The sequence below is a fragment of the Pedobacter sp. KBS0701 genome (assembly GCF_005938645.2).
In the GTDB taxonomy this organism is placed as follows: domain Bacteria; phylum Bacteroidota; class Bacteroidia; order Sphingobacteriales; family Sphingobacteriaceae; genus Pedobacter.
Genome location: NZ_CP042171.1, coordinates 6,274,104 through 6,289,142 on the forward strand (window position 1 = coordinate 6,274,104; position 15,039 = coordinate 6,289,142).

Below are 15,039 nucleotides of genomic sequence, written 5' to 3' on the forward strand. Positions count from 1 at the left end.
AATTTTATATCATAAATTTTCTCCAGCATAGTTATAGGTTATCCAAAAGCAAAATAAACGTTACAGCTGGCAATCTCTACCGAAAATTTGTACTTTCAGCAGATATAACTAAACCTAATGAAATACCTTTTCTCTACAGCCCTTCTCTGTACCACTTTATTTGCCAATGCACAGGATAAATTTGGTGATGTTTTTGCCAAAATCAATACGGATGTACAGCAAAACTCAAAGGCTTACAAAACTCTTAAATACGAAACCGAAACCATCGGTCACCGTTTAACAGGTTCTGCAAATGGGGCAAAGGCAGAGCAGTATGCTTTTGATTTATTAAAATCTTATGGTTGCGAGGTAAAATTTCAACCTTTTGAGGTGGAAAGCTGGGCCAGAAAAACGATCAATGTAGAAATTGGGGCTGATAAAAATAGCCTTGTTAAAATGAAAGCCGTTACGTTGGCGCATTCGCCAGTAAGTGCGGATATTACAGGTGAAATTGTTGACGCTGGTAATGGATTGGAAGCAAATTATCAGGCCAGTCCTGAAAAGTTTAAAGGTAAAATTGCTTTGATTTATCTTGGGGTATTACCAGGCTCTAAGGCCGGAACAAAATCATTACACCGTTCAGAAAAAACTGCTATTGCCACAAAATATGGTGCCATTGGTATAATTATCATCAATACGGTAAAGGATGGTGTGCTTTTAACAGGAACGGCATCGGTAACGGGAAAATTAATTCCAATCCCTGCGGTTTGTATTGGTTTGGAGGATGGTATGACTTTGAAAGATCAAGTTAAATCGCAGCCACAAAAAGCGCACATTGCCATGACGAATTTCTCTGGTATGATTAAAGCCCGAAACGTAGTGGCTACTTTTAAAGGAACAGAATTACCAAAAGATAAAATTGTTGTCGGCGGACATTTAGACAGCTGGGATTTAGCCACGGGCGCTATTGACAACGGAATCGGTTCTTTCGCCATTATGGATATGGCACGGACGTTTAAAAAACTGAATTTAAAAACCAAACGTACAGTAGAATTTGTCTTATTTATGGGTGAGGAGCAAGGTTTGTTGGGCTCTAAAGCTTATATCGACCAGGCTAAAAAAGACGGAACCTTAAACAAGGTGAAATTTATGCTGAACTACGATATGACCAACGATCCGAAAGGTTTCTCTACTTCACGTGCTGAAATGAAAGACCTTTTTATATCTTGGGGAGCTGATATTGTAAAGATTGATACAGGCTTTAAAAACCTGTTTAATGCAGGAGCAGGTTTGCATAGCGATCATCAGCCGTTTATGTTGGAAGGTATTCCTACAGGAGGTGGTTTCGGAGGTAAATTGCCAAATAATTCCGGACCATTTTACCATTCTGATGGCGATAGCTTTAAACTGGTTGATGAGCAGGAACTTAAAAATACGGTACGCTACAGTGCCATGTTAACTTATGCATTAGCCAATACACCGAAAATCCCGGTAGGTGTTCAGGGCGAAGAAGAGTTGAGGGCTTTCTTAGAATCGCAGAACTTGAAAGAACCTTTAAGCATTGCGGGCGAGTGGAGATGGAAGTAATGATTTGGCAGATTCGCTTCGCGGGTGATTACACAGAATAAGAGATTGCACAGATTTAAGATCAATCCGTCGTTCGGCGGGTCGTCATTTAGACCGTAGCGGAGAAATCTATTTGATTTAGTTCTGTTAGCTAAGGCTAATCTAATGTTAATAAACAAACCTTTTTTATGAACAAGAACCCAAATGCCAACAAAATAAATTAAATAGCTAATTAATAGGAGCGTGCATGGAACAACAATTACCCGCTAATATAACTTTCCAATTGCGAAATGGTCTGTTTTTGATCCGCAATGATAAATTTTACCACATCGCCGATGGATACCATACCTTTTACCTCACCGCTTTCTACGATTGGTAAATGGCGGATGTGTTTATCGGTCATCAATTCCATACAATGATCAATACTGTCGCTAAACTTGATGGTAATGGGTTTAGCGGTCATGGCTTCTTTAATCAGGGTATCTTTTGATGATTTGCCTTGCAGGATGATTTTTCGGGCATAATCGCGTTCAGTAAAAATGCCACGAAGTTGTTCATCTTCCATGACTAATACGGCGCTGATATTTTTTTCTGTCATCACTTTTAAGGCGTCCAGAACAGAAATGTTTTCTGATACGGAGATAATGACGGCCTGTTTGGTATCGAGTAAGTGTTTTACGCTTTTCATAAAGTTTAATTTGGTTATAACAATTTAAGAAATAATTAGCTGGATATCAAAGTTTTGTTTTGATGTTTGGAGATTTTAAAAGAAGTCAGGTTTTTAATAGGCACCTTGCCATGTCAAACTTGACTTCTTTAGGAGCGAAAACCGTAGGACCTGATTAATCTAAACCTGACAGGAATGGCAGCCTCCGATTCTCCATCGGAGCTATAATGTATGGCAGGCCTCAAGCTGAGCTAAGAACTACCATACTTGTTTTCCAAAAAAATAAAATAAGACATGAAGTTTTCGAACTTAGGTATAAAAAATCGCAGCACTATTTTACAATCCTCCAACTCACCCACCCTTTAATTATTTGGCTTTCACAAAGGGATGCCGTAACTTTGCATCACATTTAAAAACAAATAATTATGTCATCAGTAGAGACAACTTATATTCCTTACAAAGTTAAGGACATTTCACTGGCAGAATGGGGCCGTAAAGAAATCGAATTAGCCGAAGCAGAGATGCCAGGTTTAATGAGTTTACGTAAAGAATTCGGTCCAACACAACCGTTAAAAGGTGCGCGTATTGCAGGCTGTCTGCACATGACCATCCAAACGGCTGTATTAATCGAAACATTAGTGGCCCTTGGTGCTGAAGTTACCTGGTCATCTTGCAATATTTTCTCTACACAAGATCACGCTGCGGCTGCAATCGCCGCTGCAGGTATTCAGGTTTATGCCTGGAAAGGTTTAAACGAAGAAGAATTCGACTGGTGTATTGAGCAAACTTTACACTTCGGTCCGGATCAACAGCCATTAAACATGATTTTGGATGATGGTGGCGATTTAACCAATATGGTTTTCGACCGTTTCCCTGAACTGATCTCGAATATTAAAGGTTTATCAGAAGAAACTACAACCGGTGTTCACCGTTTGTACGAAAGAATGAAAAACGGAACATTGCACTTACCTGCAATTAACGTTAACGATTCGGTTACCAAATCTAAATTCGATAACAAATACGGATGTCGTGAGTCATTGGTTGATGCGATCCGTCGTGCTACTGATGTAATGATGGCTGGTAAAGTGGCTGTTGTTTGTGGTTATGGCGATGTGGGTAAAGGTTCTGCAGAATCTTTAAGCTCACAGGGTGTACGTGTTATTGTAACTGAAATTGATCCAATCTGTGCATTACAAGCTGCAATGGAAGGTTACGAAGTTAAAAAATTAGCTACTGCTATTAAAGAAGCTGATATCGTGGTAACCACGACTGGTAACTGTGATATCGTTCGCGAGCAACATTTCAGGGCATTAAAAGATAAAGCGATTGTTTGTAACATCGGTCACTTCGATAACGAAATCGATATGGCTTGGTTAAACGGTGCTTATGGCGATACCAAAGTGGAGATTAAACCTCAGGTTGATAAATATACCATCGATGGTAAAGACGTAATCGTTCTTGCTGAAGGTCGTTTGGTTAATTTAGGTTGCGCAACTGGTCACCCAAGTTTTGTAATGAGTAACTCATTTACCAACCAAACTTTAGCTCAATTAGAGCTTTGGACCAATACTGGTGCTTACGAAAACAAAGTATATACTTTACCTAAGCATTTAGATGAAAAAGTTGCCCGTTTACACTTAGAAAAAATCGGTGTAGAATTAGATGTTTTGGATCAACACCAGGCTGATTATATCGGCGTACCGGTTGAAGGTCCTTTTAAAGCAGATACATACAGATACTAGTTCAGTTTACAGTTTTTAGTTAGCAGTTAACTAAATGCCATAATATCTAAGGGATATGCAATATGCATGTCCCTTTTTTTATTCCCCTCTTCTAGAGGGTGCCTGTAAGGCGGGGTGTCTTTAGGTGTTTTTTGAAAAAGTACGTTCAGTGCTTTTCGGAGGCATCAGTCCTGCTATTCATTCCAATCTTTTTGTTGTTCTTCGATTACGCTCAGAATGACAACAAAAAGGATTTCCATTTCTATCAGGTTTATTTTACAAAGTGTGTGGTTCTTTTAACGCTGAAATCCTAAATTTGATAAAAACTCAAATAATGAAAAAAATAATATTCGCCCTTGTACTTGGTGTGTTTTCAGTTGCTGTAAATGCCCAAACCAGTCCTCAAAAACTTGCAACTGCAAAAGTAGTAACCAAACAGGTGGTCGATATTGCCTGTGGCGAATGTCAGTTTAAAATGAAAGGTAAAGATTGTGAGTTAGCAGTTAAAATTGACGGTAAACCTTATTTTGTCGATGGCAAAGGCATTGATGACTTTGGCGATGCCCACGGTAAACATGGTTTTTGCAATGCGGTAAGTAAAGCAGAAGTTACCGGCGAAATCGTAAACAACCGCTTTAAAGCAAAAGAAATAAAGTTATTACCGGTTAAGAAGTAGTTTTACCGCAAAGGAAGCAAAACTTTTCGCAAAGAGCCGCTAAGTCTGATTTAAAAACGGTCTGAACCCAACTTTGTGATCTTTGTGCCTTTGTGGTAAATTTATTGTGCGATCTTTGTGAACTCTGCGCCTTTCTTAGCGTCCTCTGCGGTTAAAAACGCGATAAATTATTCAAATTCTTTCTCTAAACCCTCTCTTAAATCGAAAAGCAACCATTGTTTGTTTTTCACATCAGCTTGTTTCGTTTTTAGCAACTGGATAAAATCTTTCACCCCAATTTCTTCGTTCCCGTTACCATGAATCAGCACAATGCTGCCCGCGTTAGGTTGCTGTCCTTTGGCTAACCAGGCATCGCTTCCAACAGGGATTAATCCGTAAGCTTCAATTTTTTCAACAATCGCCTCATCCGATACCAATCCTGGAAACCGGAAAAATACCGATGGGATTAAACCGTTTTTTAACATCATTTTTTCATTTTCTAATACCTCTACGTCTAAGTTGGTTCCCGGAGCCAGCAGGAAATTTTCAGCCAATGGCAGTTTATTGACTTCATGGTTATAAGTATGGTTTACCCAGGTAATATTCAATTTCTTTTTCTCTACCAAACCTTTCAACCAATTCAGATCATCCTGGTGTTTTAACATCCATTTACCTGAAACGGAAACCGCAAGTGGGGCGGGCTGCTCTGTCTTTTTAAATTCGTCGAAAACTGATTGGAAAATAATCCGGTCTAAAGCCTTGTGCGAAGGACAAAGATCGATCGTTAAAGTAATGCCCTTTTCATTCGGAATGGCGTGATCAATCCCTGCGTTTTGCAGCTGCAGATCTTTAGCAGCTGCGGCTTCTATTGATTTTATATAAGCCGTGTTTTTAAAAATCGCCAATACATTTTGGAACTGTAAGCTGCTTGTGGCATAATTACTGGACAAATCTACCCTGGTATCTAATGTTTCAGGATTTACCAGCAATAAATATTTTTGGTTATTTGCCGAAAAACTTCTGACCGCAATCAACTTCTCATTAGCACCACTTGCGAGGGCAAAACTTACCTTATAGCGTTTAATATCTTCAAAATTTTGTGCAAAAATTTCAGCGCAGAAGAAGCAGGTGAAAAACATGCTGAGCAGTATGGATTTAGATAATTTCATATTTCCTTATTTAAAATCTTTCTAATTTAATGCAAATCCGTTACCTTTACAAACATCGCCATGAACAAAGAAAAAGCAAAATTATGGTTTAAGCGGGTGGGGCTGGTTGGGTTTTTATTCTTCCTGATTAAAGGATTAATATGGCTTGTTGTGTTCTATTTTATTGGCAAAAACGTTACTTAAATAGTTCATTCGTTCAGTAGTCATTAGCTCATTAGTCCGCGCGAATTGCATAAAATTTTGAACCGACCGTCATCCTGAACTTGTTTCCGGATCTATTTCGAAAGTATTTTACCTAAAAGTAAACAGCATATTCGCCAGAAAATTCCACACAAAAACAATCACAATCGCGAAGAATTTGGCTACATAAAAATTGGTGCCATTTTTCCGCTGGTGAAAAAGATAAATGATGAAGGTGTTTAAACCTAAGCCGATTAAACTCACTACTAAAAATTTGCTGAATTCAGTTGCCCAATGGGTGTTGGTACTTTCAAATGTCCATATCCGATTAATGAGATAATTATTGGTTACGGCTAAAGTAAAACCAATGGCATTAGCAATGTACTTATTGATTTTGATTTTCTCCTTGCACAGCCATGTTGCGCCGAAATCTATCGCCATCCCGAGAAAACCTGTTAATCCAAATTTTAAGATGCGGAAGAATAAATCCATGTTAATGTATTTTAACCAGATAAAAATGTTCTAAAACCTGGGGGCGTGTTTTCACGTTTAAAAATTTACCCGTCAGTTTCGTGGTATGAAAGTATTCAAACGATTTTAGAATTTCAGCATGGTATTCGCTTTTTAGTTTTGCCAATTCCTGTTCTGGAATGTAAATAACTAAGTCTTTTAGATGCTTTGACTTGTCGAGATCACTATAATTATGCAGATATTTTACTTCTCCCGGGGCATAAAAGTCAAAAGAAAATGCATCTATATAGTTTAATACTGCAGGTTTAGCAGTAGGATAATTTTGCTTTAACCAATTACCTGCCTGCATACCTGATTGATATTTTAAAAGGGCCGGGTAGAAAAAAATGAATAGAAATATCATTAATCCGACAGATAAAAATGCACTTCTGGCAATGATGGTTTCCAGTAAAATGCCTTTAAATAGTAAGAAAGAGATGGCGAGAACAACAATCAGGATCCCGATAATTAAATATGGGCTGTCGAATCCAAAGAAAAAGACTAAGACAGAAAGTAAGGCAATAACCAATATGAAAATGATGTTCTGTATAATGAAGAAGATTTTTAAGCCATTCCCACTAAGCTTTCGCAGATACAGCGCTGTGATGATCGAAAACTGGGGAAAGATGATCAGGATATAATGCGGCAACTGAAATTTAGAAAGAGAAAAGATCAGAAAAGTAACCGCTGCACTTGCCCAGATCATAATGCTTTCAGGAGCTAAAGCAATTCTATTTTTTCTTTTAAACAGATTTACTACGGCCGTATAAAATAGTACAGACCAAGGGAGGAATGCCCAAAGGGTGGTATGCAAGAAGAACGAAATATCCCCTTTGCCTTTAATTGGCCCATTGTTAAAGAAACGCCCAAACTGACTGTCCCAAAAGAAAAACTTTAAACCCGAAACACCGGTCCTTTCAAAAACAATTTTTTCGGGATGCAGATCGAATTGCGTGTAAAGCGAATACAATTCAGGGGTAATAAAAACAAAAATCAAAAGGATGGCGATATACCATTTTGGTTTTAAAAGCTGATGGTACTGTTTTGTAAGCAACCAGTAGATAATAAAGCCTGCAAATACAGGAATCAGTACAAAAATTCCTTTGATTAATATTGCACAGGCCGCAAAAAATGAACCTGCTACTAGGTGCCAGAAAGAATTTTGATGTGCCTTATAGTAATGGTAAATAGATGCTAACGTGAAAGTTGTAATGTAAATTTCGGCCCTAACATCAAAAGTAGAGGTGATGATATGTAAGGCACTAAGAAAAATTACCGTACTGATTAACCCGGTTTTTTCATCGTATATATCTTTAGCTAGCTTGTATAAATACCACGCGCCCAGTAAACCAAATAGAAATGATGGTAATTTATAGGCAAAGGACGATATCCCGAAAATTTTAAAGGATGCTGCAGAAATCCAAAAAGTGAGGTGGGGTTTATCCAGCCAGTCGGCCCCACGGCCGTAAAGATTAAACCAATCTTTGAACAGAATAATGTTTTTAGACATGGAAGCATACAATGCGCCATCGGGCTCCATCACGCCGCCAAAAAGTGCTGGTATACTCGCAATTGCAAGTAAAACGATCAGGAATTTATATAGGGTTGTATATTTTAAGTTCATTTACAGGAAGCAAATATGAGCAAAAAAAAGTCAAATTTTTTTAAGGTTTAAGATTAACAAGGGCAAAGCATTATCTTTGCTTCATGACAAAGTTATCGGTTAATATCAATAAAATTGCTACACTTCGCAACAGTCGCGGAGGTAATAATCCTGATCTGGTTAAGGTTGCATTAGATTGCGAACGTTACGGTGCGCAGGGAATTACCGTGCACCCAAGGCCTGATGAACGCCACATTCGTTACCAGGATGTTTACGATTTAAAGGCTGTTATTGCGACAGAATTTAATATTGAAGGAAATTGCAAAGAAGATAAATTTGTTGATCTGGTTTTGGCCAACAAACCTGCTCAGGTTACATTAGTGCCTGATGCCGAAGGTCAAATTACTTCTAATCACGGTTGGGATACGGTTAAACATAAAGATTACCTGAAAGAAATGGTAGCTGTTTTTCAAAAGGAAGGCATCCGCGTTTCTATTTTTGTTGATCCGGTTGTAGAAATGGTTGAAGGCGCGGCTGAAACCGGAACAGACCGCATTGAATTGTACACAGAGGCTTATGCCCATAACTATTTTGCCGATCGCGAAAAGGCCTTGGTGAATTATATTGCGGCAGCACACCACGCCAACAAATTAGGTTTGGGAATTAATGCCGGTCACGATCTTGATTTACACAACCTGCATTATTTTGCACAGAGCATACCAGGTTTGTTAGAAGTTTCAATCGGTCACGCGTTAATTAGCGATGCACTTTATTTAGGTTTAGAAACAACCGTTCATAAATATTTACAACAACTTGCTTAGTTTTTAACCACAAAGCACACTAAGAAGTGCACAGAGAAACAGAGCCTCTGCGTACTCGGTGAAAAACTCTTTTTCTCTGTGGTTAGATAATATAAATATGTTAAAAGGAATTCTCCTTGTTTTTTTTGGTGCCTGTAGTTTTGGTATCCTGTCTACTTTTGTAAAACTCGCTTATCACGAAGGTTATACGCTGGGCGATGTAACCGGTGCCCAGGCTTTTTTCGGAGCGGTAATTTTATGGGTATTATTTTTCTTTCAAAGCAGAACAGCCGCTTATAAAGCTAAGGCTATTGTGCCTGAAACACCTTGGTGGAAAATGATCATCGCAGGAACCTGTACGGGCTTGGTGAGCATCTTTTATTATCAGTGTGTAAAGCTGGTACCCAATTCGGTAGCGATTATTTTATTGATGCAGTTTATCTGGATGAGTATTTTAATGGAATACCTCATTTTTAAAAAGAAACCTACCGGCTTACAATTAGCCGCTATTTTACTGGTTCTGGGTGGTACAGTTTTAGCCAGTGGAATGGTAGAAACCAGCATTGGAAGCATGGATTTAAAAGGGATTAGTTTTGGGTTGTTGGCTGCACTTTGTTATGCGGGTTTTTTATTATTAAGTGGTAGAATTGGGAATGAATATGCTCCACTAAAGAAAAGCGCGCTGATGATTACCGGCGCCTGTATATTAATCTTCATTATCTTCCCGCCAGCATTTTTGTTTAATGGTGCTTTGGGTGGAAGTTTATTGAAATGGGGATTGATTATCTCAGTTTTCGGTACGGTTATTCCCCCTTTATTTTACGCAGAAGGCGTGCCCAGAATTGGTACTGCCATAAGTTCGATATTAAGTGCAGCAGAGCTACCTGTTGCCGTAATGATGGCTGGTTTTGTGCTGCAAGAGCAGGTGTCGTTTCTAAGATGGGTTGGTGTTGTAGTAATTTTATCGGCGATGGTTTTGCCAAACCTGAAGTACCTTAAAAAAAGGTAGAAGGTAGGAAGGTTGAAGGTGTAAGGTTGAAATACACGATAATAATCTTCCGACTTTCGGACCTCGGACACCCGACTTATTGAAAAATTAAATATCTTTAAAAAGCATAAAGCATTTACACATGAAAAAACTTACCATTTATATTTTATCCCTGATCATTATCGGCTTAGCCGGATGTAAAACCAAAACCACCATCAATCAGGATGAGGCAGCTGAAGTAATTACCAGCTACTTAAAAGCCAATCCTGAATATAAAACCACCAGGTTTAAATTTGGGGAGATGAAATTTAATAGTACAAACGATATGTTCGAACTGGGGAAATATAAATCTTTGGCCAGCAAAGGTTTGGTTACCCTAAGCTTAAAAGAAGCCAAAAAGAAATTTCTTTCGAAAGATAGCAGTTATGTTTATCAGATTACTTTAACCGATAAAGCAAGTCCGTTGGTGTTGAAACAGGATGGCGACAAGGCTACTGTAAAAGTGGTAGAGTATGTTTTATCAGACGAGAAACCAGTTGATTTTGCGCAGGTAAACTCAAGCACAGCAAAAGTGACGGTGTCGCTTAAAATGAATACGACCGATTTTGAGCCATTTGATAAAGACGCCGATAAAAACAGCAACTTCATTACCAAAACTTATAAATTAAAGTTGAGTAAAGATGAAGGATGGAAGGTGCAGAAGTAAGAAAAAGACTCAAGCTGAAAGATCAAAGATAAAAACGGAATGCATATTGCGCCCTGCAACCTTTGTTTCTTATAGTGCCTTCGTTTTTAAACCCGACAGAAGCGAAAATCCTTTTTGTTTGCAGCAATCTTAAATAAGCTGATAGGATCTCAGAAAGATTGAAGCGAATGGCGGGAACAGTCCTAAATTTTAGCACAGCCACTGCTTTCCAAAATCTTAATGGATATAAAAAAATTAACTGCCCAGACTTTTTTGAATAAAGGTTTTAAGCTTCTTAAACAAATCTTCTTTTTTAGGCCTTTCCTTACCATTATGGGTTAAATTGTTGTCGTAATGGTTTAGCAGTTCTGCAGCATAGTCTTTTTGAGGTTGACTACCCGACTTTAACACCTCGATAAACCGAACGGCATTACTATTTAAGGTGCTGTTAAATGAAACTGCGTAGTACTCGCTCCGTTCCGATGGATTTCTATTGTTGTTGTTTTCCATCGCGCCGTTTTCTGCAAAATAATCGACATGAAGAATAAACGGGTTTAATTTTTTCAATCTCTTAGTGCCTTTACGCTCATTCCTCCAGGGATGTTCTTTTTTATAAAGTTGCGCAAGCAGAAAATCCTTTTTCCAAAGGGTAATCTGGTGCGACATTAAATAATTTGACGCCTCGTTATCGATCTCCGCAATATTAAATCCTTCAATAAAATTAATGGTTCCTTTAGTTTTGTAAACGCCAGAACTATGGAGTTTAACCTGTTGCCAATCGTTTTCAATTGCCTGTTCGAACAGTGCTGTAAAGAACTTAGGCTTTACAGGTTTGCTTAACCACATATCTTCCTGGAAGTAGAGTATATACTCTTCATCTAAATTGCTTAAAAGCGTTACCAGCCGATCAGCCCATTCGCCTTTGCCCGATTTGATGTTTGCGAAGCCGCTCACATCTGCGGTTCTTTCTTCTGTAGCGAAATAATAATTGCATGGTATTTTAAAATCCCAGTTTTCTGAGAAAGTGTAATCAAAACCTTTATAAAGAAATTCATAACTATCGCAGGCGTGAACTAAAAGTGCGACGTTATTTTTGCAAGTTGACATAAAAGGGCATAGGGTAGGTAAATGCTTTTCAAATTTAAGAAAATGCTTTTTTCGTTTGCTTTGGTAGCTAATATTTTACGTTGCAGCTGCTTATTGATTCGGATCAACTGATGCAAAAAGATTTAAGTTAGCCATAGCGACAAAATAAATTTTAGAACAACCACCGCTTTCAAATAATCAAAATATTGGCTTAAAATTGAATAAACGTTTGTCCTGGCTTTTGCTAATAAAATCTATCTATTTTGTAGCTTTTAAGTATAAATAAGACGCCTTTTTTACACTGATTGATAGTGAAATACAGCTTCGTTTTTGCTACCTTTGCACGCAAATTTATTATTCATACCGCATGAGCTTAAATATCCACTACAAGGAAGATTTTCAAAATCGTCATATTGCACCAAATGAGGCAGATACAGCCGAAATGTTGCAAACTGTTGGCGTAAATTCTATTGATGAGCTGATTGAACAAACTGTCCCGACGGCAATCAGATTAAAACAGCCATTAAATTTGCCTGCAGCAAAATCAGAAACTGAATATCTTGGTGCTTTAAAACAAACTTCATTGTTGAATAAAGTTTTTAAAAGCTTTATCGGTCAAGGTTATTATGATACCATTACCCCGGGTGTAATTTTACGGAATGTATTCGAAAACCCAGGATGGTACACACAATATACGCCATACCAGGCAGAAATTGCACAAGGCCGTTTACAGGCTTTATTAAATTTCCAAACCATGGTTATCGATTTAACCGGAATGGAAATTGCCAATGCATCTTTATTGGATGAAGGTACTGCTGCCGCTGAAGCGATGTTTATGCAATACAGTTTGCGTAAAAACCAGGCAGCTAAAAAATTCTTCGTTTCGGAACTTGTTTTTCCTCAGACGATCGATATTTTAAAAACACGTGCTAATCCTTATGGTATTGAACTGGTTATCGGAAGTCATTTAGATTTCACTGCTACCGAAGAATTTTTCGGTGCAATTGTTCAATATCCGGCAGGAAACGGTGAAGTTTTCGATTATGCTGCTTTCGCATCGGCATTACACAGCCAAAATATTAAATTAACGGTGGTTGCCGATATTTTAAGCTTAACCTTATTAACGCCTCCAGGCGAGTGGGGAGCTGATGTGGTAGTAGGTACAACACAGCGTTTGGGTATTCCAATGGGTTTTGGCGGACCACATGCTGCATTTTTTGCAACTAAAGAAGAATATAAACGTAACATCCCTGGCCGTATAATCGGTGTAACCATCGATAGCCATGGCGATTACGCTTTACGTATGGCTTTGCAAACCCGCGAGCAGCACATCCGTAGAGATAAAGCCACTTCAAACATCTGTACCGCACAGGCATTATTGGCCATTATGGCTGGATTTTATGCTGCTTACCATGGTCCGAAAGGATTAAAAGCCATTGCAGAACGTACACACGGTTTGGCTATCAGTTTAGCCTCTACTTTAAAAGGTTTAGGTTTTGAGCAGTTAAATTCTGCTTATTTCGACACCATTCGTTTCGATTTAGGCGATTTAAAAGGCGGTATCCATTCAGGATGTATCGATCACGAAATCAACTTAAACTATGTTGGTAACGTAGCAACCATTTCGTTCGACGAAACCAGCACTTTCGAAGATGTAGCTTTAATTGCTAAAATCTTTGCAAAGGTTAAAGCTATCGCAGCAGATCAGGTTGAGGTGGTAGAAAATGTAGAAACCGTTATTCCAGCCGCTTTACAACGTACTTCGGCTTATTTAACACATCCAATTTTTAACTCGCACCACTCAGAACACGAGATGTTGCGTTATATTAAATCATTAGAAGCAAAAGATTTATCGCTTTGCCACTCGATGATTGCTTTGGGTAGCTGTACCATGAAATTAAATGCGACAGCAGAGATGATCCCGGTTACCTGGTCTCATTTCGGTCGCATCCACCCGTTTGCCCCTGCCGATCAGGTATTGGGTTACTATTCTGTTTTTAATGAACTGGATAAATGGTTAAGCGAAATTACTGGTTTTGCAGCCATGAGTTTACAGCCAAATGCTGGTGCTCAGGGCGAATATGCAGGTTTAATGGTCATTCGTGCTTATCACCACGATAGAGGCGATTTCCACCGTAACGTGGCCCTAATTCCAGCTTCGGCACACGGAACAAACCCTGCTTCTGCGGCAATGGCCGATATGAAAATTGTGGTGGTTAAATCTTTAGAAAACGGTAACATTGATGTAGAAGATTTAAAAGCTAAAGCCGAATTACATAAAGACAACCTATCGTGTTTAATGGTAACTTATCCATCTACACACGGCGTATTCGAAGAAAGCATTATCGAAATCTGCGAAACCATTCACGCTAACGGCGGACAGGTTTATATGGATGGTGCAAATATGAATGCACAGGTTGGTTTAACAAGTCCGGCCAATATTGGTGCCGATGTTTGTCACTTAAACTTACACAAAACTTTCTGTATTCCTCACGGTGGTGGTGGTCCAGGTATGGGTCCAATTGGTGTGGCTAAACACCTGGTTCCTTATCTTCCAGGCCATGCTGTGGTTGATATTGATAAAGGAAAATCTATTTCTGCAGTTTCATCTGCACCCTGGGGCTCGGCTTCTATCCTGATCATTTCTCACGCTTATATTGCGATGATGGGTGCTGATGGTTTGACCAATGCTACCAAATATGCGATTTTAAACGCAAACTACATGAAAGCGCGTTTAGAGCAACATTATCCGGTACTTTATTCAGGTGCTCAGGGTCGTTGCGCACACGAGATGATTTTAGATTGCCGTTCGTTCAAAGCTTTCGGAATAGAAGTGACTGACATTGCAAAACGTTTAATGGATTACGGTTTCCACGCACCAACAGTTTCATTCCCAGTTGCGGGTACTTTGATGGTTGAGCCAACAGAATCAGAGCCTAAACATGAGTTAGACCGTTTCTGTGATGCCTTAATTGCGATTAAAAATGAAATTACTTCGGTTGAAAATGGCACTTTAGATAAAGTAGATAACCCATTAAAAAATGCGCCACATACGGTTTCGGTAATTACTGCTAACGAATGGGATCATGCTTACAGCCGTCAAACCGCTGCGTTCCCGCTTTCATATGTGTTAGAGCGTAAGTTCTGGCCATCGGTTGGTCGTGTTAACGATAGTCATGGTGATAGATCATTGATCTGTGCATGCCCTCCTGTTGAGAGTTATTTGGAAGAGATCGTTCCTTAGTAAGGTAGAAGGCAGGAAGGTAGAGGGTTTAAGGTTTTCCTTTCCACTACCTTAATTACTCCCGATCGTCATTGCGAGGAGGAACGACGTGGCAATCTATTTAGAAAAATTTTGAGCCTAGGTTCTTGCCCTCACGAACATATTGATCTGCAAGTTTTTATAATCCATTTTATAAAGCTTGCAGAT

The 15,039-nt window shown here is 38.9% G+C and carries 13 protein-coding genes; 8 read left to right on the forward strand and 5 right to left on the reverse strand.

Translation table 11 applies throughout. From position 1 onward, the window contains the following. Positions 1-117: 117 nt before the first annotated feature. Positions 118-1,566, forward strand: coding sequence for a M20/M25/M40 family metallo-hydrolase (locus FFJ24_RS25595; RefSeq protein ID WP_138819994.1), 1,449 nt, complete (start codon positions 118-120; stop codon positions 1,564-1,566). A 238-nt stretch (positions 1,567-1,804) separates the two neighbouring features. Here the strand turns inward: FFJ24_RS25595 and FFJ24_RS25600 are convergent, their stop codons facing one another. Continuing rightward, positions 1,805-2,233, reverse strand: a complete 429-nt coding sequence (locus FFJ24_RS25600) for a CBS domain-containing protein (RefSeq protein WP_138819996.1) — start codon at positions 2,231-2,233, stop codon at positions 1,805-1,807. A gap of 404 nt (positions 2,234-2,637) precedes the next feature. Here FFJ24_RS25600 and ahcY point away from each other — a divergent pair, with 404 nt between their 5' ends. Beyond that, positions 2,638-3,954 (forward strand): adenosylhomocysteinase, encoded by a 1,317-nt coding sequence (gene ahcY, locus FFJ24_RS25605; protein ID WP_138819998.1) that lies wholly within the window; start codon positions 2,638-2,640, stop codon positions 3,952-3,954. 313 nt (positions 3,955-4,267) lie between these two features. Continuing rightward, positions 4,268-4,609: a DUF6370 family protein gene (locus FFJ24_RS25610; protein ID WP_138819999.1), complete on the forward strand. Its 342-nt coding sequence runs from the start codon at positions 4,268-4,270 to the stop codon at positions 4,607-4,609. Positions 4,610-4,776: 167 nt separating this feature from the next. Here the strand turns inward: FFJ24_RS25610 and FFJ24_RS25615 are convergent, their stop codons facing one another. Further along, positions 4,777-5,757: a polysaccharide deacetylase gene (locus FFJ24_RS25615; protein WP_138820001.1), complete on the reverse strand. Its 981-nt coding sequence runs from the start codon at positions 5,755-5,757 to the stop codon at positions 4,777-4,779. Positions 5,758-5,817: 60 nt separating this feature from the next. Between FFJ24_RS25615 and FFJ24_RS26685 the strand changes: the two genes are divergently transcribed. Then, positions 5,818-5,940 carry a hypothetical protein gene (locus FFJ24_RS26685; protein WP_256377597.1) on the forward strand — a complete coding sequence of 41 codons (123 nt, stop codon included), beginning with the start codon at positions 5,818-5,820 and terminating at the stop codon, positions 5,938-5,940. Between the two features lie 108 nt (positions 5,941-6,048). Here the strand turns inward: FFJ24_RS26685 and FFJ24_RS25620 are convergent, their stop codons facing one another. Together FFJ24_RS25620 and FFJ24_RS25625 are read right to left on the reverse strand one after the other, a co-directional pair. Further along, positions 6,049-6,429 carry a GtrA family protein gene (locus FFJ24_RS25620; RefSeq protein ID WP_132404032.1) on the reverse strand — a complete coding sequence of 127 codons (381 nt, stop codon included), beginning with the start codon at positions 6,427-6,429 and terminating at the stop codon, positions 6,049-6,051. A 1-nt stretch (position 6,430) separates the two neighbouring features. Further along, positions 6,431-8,071 (reverse strand): glycosyltransferase family 39 protein, encoded by a 1,641-nt coding sequence (locus FFJ24_RS25625; protein WP_138820003.1) that lies wholly within the window; start codon positions 8,069-8,071, stop codon positions 6,431-6,433. Positions 8,072-8,154: 83 nt separating this feature from the next. On the opposite strand from FFJ24_RS25625, the gene FFJ24_RS25630 reads away from it, so the two are divergent. The 3 genes from FFJ24_RS25630 (at position 8,155) to FFJ24_RS25640 (ending at position 10,544) form a co-directional block, all read left to right on the forward strand. Next, on the forward strand, positions 8,155-8,871 hold the full coding sequence (locus tag FFJ24_RS25630; protein ID WP_138820005.1) for a pyridoxine 5'-phosphate synthase: 717 nt from the start codon (positions 8,155-8,157) through the stop codon (positions 8,869-8,871). A 97-nt stretch (positions 8,872-8,968) separates the two neighbouring features. Continuing rightward, positions 8,969-9,859, forward strand: coding sequence for a DMT family transporter (locus FFJ24_RS25635; protein WP_138820007.1), 891 nt, complete (start codon positions 8,969-8,971; stop codon positions 9,857-9,859). A 121-nt stretch (positions 9,860-9,980) separates the two neighbouring features. Further along, positions 9,981-10,544 (forward strand): hypothetical protein, encoded by a 564-nt coding sequence (locus tag FFJ24_RS25640; protein ID WP_132404020.1) that lies wholly within the window; start codon positions 9,981-9,983, stop codon positions 10,542-10,544. Between the two features lie 234 nt (positions 10,545-10,778). Here FFJ24_RS25640 and FFJ24_RS25645 read toward each other — a convergent pair whose 3' ends face one another. Next, a complete protein-coding gene (locus FFJ24_RS25645) occupies positions 10,779-11,630 on the reverse strand; it encodes a hypothetical protein (protein ID WP_138820008.1) in 852 nt (283 codons plus the stop codon). A 346-nt stretch (positions 11,631-11,976) separates the two neighbouring features. Here FFJ24_RS25645 and gcvP point away from each other — a divergent pair, with 346 nt between their 5' ends. Then, positions 11,977-14,853 carry an aminomethyl-transferring glycine dehydrogenase gene (gene gcvP / locus FFJ24_RS25650; protein ID WP_138820010.1) on the forward strand — a complete coding sequence of 959 codons (2,877 nt, stop codon included), beginning with the start codon at positions 11,977-11,979 and terminating at the stop codon, positions 14,851-14,853. Positions 14,854-15,039 lie beyond the last annotated feature (186 nt).